At 56.8% G+C, this 2,882-nt stretch carries 3 protein-coding genes; 1 reads left to right on the top strand and 2 read right to left on the bottom strand.

Going from position 1 to position 2,882, the window contains the following annotated elements; translation table 11 throughout:
- Positions 1-1,154, bottom strand: a 1,154-nt coding sequence (locus ACIQ2E_RS15290; protein ID WP_398332371.1) for an APC family permease, incomplete at its 3' end; no start/stop codon positions are given.
- A gap of 252 nt (positions 1,155-1,406) precedes the next feature.
- Between ACIQ2E_RS15290 and ACIQ2E_RS15285 the strand changes: the two genes are divergently transcribed.
- The gene (locus tag ACIQ2E_RS15285; RefSeq protein WP_398332369.1) at positions 1,407-2,378 is read left to right on the top strand and encodes a hypothetical protein; all 972 of its coding nucleotides are present in this window, start codon (positions 1,407-1,409) and stop codon (positions 2,376-2,378) included.
- Positions 2,379-2,464: 86 nt separating this feature from the next.
- Here ACIQ2E_RS15285 and ACIQ2E_RS15280 read toward each other — a convergent pair.
- Positions 2,465-2,882: (Fe-S)-binding protein (locus ACIQ2E_RS15280; RefSeq protein ID WP_398332367.1), on the bottom strand; the 418-nt coding region annotated here is incomplete at its 5' end.

Raw genomic sequence — 2,882 nt, 5'->3', positions numbered from 1 at the left:
AGTGGCGTGAATGGATACCCCCAGCAACAAAACGGCCTAGCGAGATCTGGTTTCTGCCGCCGAAGGGTTGCCAATGCCGCCAGCCCACTGAGTGGTAAGGCCACGTAGAGCACGGCTCCGATCGCCGGCAGATGCTCGAATGTTCCTGCTAAGACGAGCAACGAGCTTGTGCCAGCCGTGATCAGCAACGCTGGTACCGGAGTGCCGCCCTCGCTCACCTGCGTCAGTGAGATGGGTCGCAGTCCTGCCAATCCCATCCGGTAGAGGATGCGTGGGGCGGCCATCACCACGGTGTTGATTAGCCCCAACAGAGCCAGTACAGCCACCACTGTGATCACACTGTGACCCCATTCCCCCAGCACGATCTCGGCGGCATCAGCCGCTGGGATTTGTGCACTGGCGAGAACGGGCAGAGGCAGCACATGCAGCAGTGCGGCGTTGATCAGCAGATAGAGCGCCAAGACTACGAAGACTCCACCGATTAATGAGCGGGGAAGATCCTGGGCTGGCTCCTTGAACTCCTCTGCGAAGTACACCGGGGAGGCCCATCCGTCGTAAGTGGTGATCACCGCTTGGAGCGCCATCACAATCGGCACCAGCAGAGCCGGGCCCGATGGAAGGGCCGTTGGTTCTGGACTGACCGGTTCTGCAAGACCGCCAACTGAAGGCATAAGGAAGCAGGCTGCGACGAGCGTGAGGAGTGCCGCCGCCTTGCCTAGGCTTAAAAGCTCCTGGCTTGTTCCACCAGCCCGCACTCCGAAAAGCTGGATGGAGCTGAACAACACGATCACCCCAACCGCCAAGGTGGGGCTGTTGATGGGGATGAGGCTGGAGAGGAACGCGCCCAGGGTGGTGGATACCCAGGCCAGGCCGATGCAGTGAGCCATCCAATCGCACCAGCCCACCGCCAGCCCAGCGCGCCGCCCAAAAGCCTCCTCGGCGTAAACGGTCCAGCCGCCGGCGCGAGGCAATGCTGCTGCCAACTCTGCGATGCAAATGGCCCCCAGAAGTGCATAGACACCTCCCACGAGCCACGTGGTCATGATCAAACCCGCTGACGGCAGTTGTGCCGCCACAAGCCCGGGATTCCGCAAGATGCCTGCACCGACGGTGCCCCCCACCGAGCCTGCTAAGCCGAAGGCAACCCCGAGCACGTTCGACAGCCCACCTGCTTCAGGCGTGTCCGTTGGTCCGTTCTGGCTCACCGTGGATGTGCGCCTGCCGCTTCATGATGCTCCAGCACGTCAATTGGGTGCGCATGCTGAGCGGTTGCAAAGCGAGCCCGTTCGCGATTGGGTCGCCCTGGCTTGGTAGCAGCGCAAGTCAAATCCCATACCGTCATGGAGCACCCTGAGGTCATGATTTGATCTCCACATCAGCCTTGTAGTGAGACAGCCGAGCAGTTCTTGAAATCTTGTGCTAAAGATGCTTTGTGCCGCCGTAGGATCTTGCTTCAATATCCAGATCAACTCACTAAAAATATTTATATCGTTTGGCATACGTGGAGTGGTGACCATAAGAGTCGATATCAATCGATCATTGGCCGGCAGTGGCGCACCCTCCTTGCGTCCAAGCTGGCTGAGCATGCTTCAAAAATCTTTATTAGCTTGAGGGAGGGGGACCAGATTTATCTGCCACAATCTTTGTTGGATTCAAATCAAGTAGAGCTTAATTTTTTTTCTGGCCCGGTTCATGAAGGATTTACCCTGAATTGGTTGAAGAACCAGTTGGATCAAAACCGGCTTGATGATGATAGTCTTATTCTTTATTTTCATTCAAGGGGCGCCTCGAAGGCTTTGACCACAAGGGAGGCTATTTGTTCTGATGACTGGACAGTCATGATGGAATATTTCTGCCTCGCAAGATGGAGATTTGCCGTGAATCATCTTGCAAATCACTACACATGCGGATGTCAGCTATGGCCCATGGCATCATCTTTTGATCAAGGGGAGTGTTCTATTTATCACTCCTCTTATCCAAGGGAATTCTGGACCTATTGTGGGAACTTTTGGTGGGCGAATGGCTCTTATATAAAACATTTGCTGAACCCGCCAGACTTTTATTCCACTGGTGAGTCTGCGAAGGACCGTCATCTTATGGAGAATTGGATATTAAGTAGCGTTGGGACACTCACCAATTTCGATGAGCATTATATTTTGCATTCCACGGGATATCCCTATCAAAGAGGTTTGGTGCATAGCTATCTTGATCGCTATCACCCTCGGCATTACGTGCGTGGTGATGTCAGCCCGATGCCGACTCTTGATCCTGATCTCTTTAACGGTGAGTTCAATACGCGCTCTTCGATCCGCTCAAAAATAAAGCGCTTGTTGGCTAAAATTACTTCTGTTAAGGACTCAAGAACTCCACCTCTGTAATGCTTTGGGGTTGTTGCGTAGTAGTACGAGCAGATTTTCTTGATGATTGCGGATTGGCTCCTGCTGCGGCGCCGGGGGCTTCGGACTCAGCCGGGTCCATCACTGGGGCCGGCAGTGAGGCCGGCGCTGCGGGCTAGCAACTGCAGCGGATGGGTCACGGTTTGGGGCTGCCCCGAGCGCTGCAGGTGTTTGCGGATCTGAAGGCTGCAGCCGATGTTGGCGCTGGCCACCACCGCGGCACCGGTGTGGGCCAGATCGTTGGCCTTCAGCTCCCCGAGCGCGTCCGCCTCCTGCGGTTGCACCAGGTTGTAGATGCCGGCGCTGCCGCAGCACACGCCGGCTTCGCTGGCCTCGCGGATCACCAGGTGCGGGATCTGCCGCAACAGGGCCCTGGGTTGGGCGCCGATGCCCTGGCCGTGGAGCGCGTGGCAAGCATCGTGGTAGGCCACCGGGAGTGGCCTGTCGGCCGTGGCCGGAGTTCCATCGGGATGGCGCAGGGGTTGC

Source organism: Vulcanococcus sp., assembly GCF_044369115.1.
GTDB lineage: Bacteria > Cyanobacteriota > Cyanobacteriia > PCC-6307 > Cyanobiaceae > Vulcanococcus.
The sequence above is the reverse complement of the archived record's forward strand: the minus strand, read 5'-3'. Positions and strand labels throughout refer to the sequence as shown.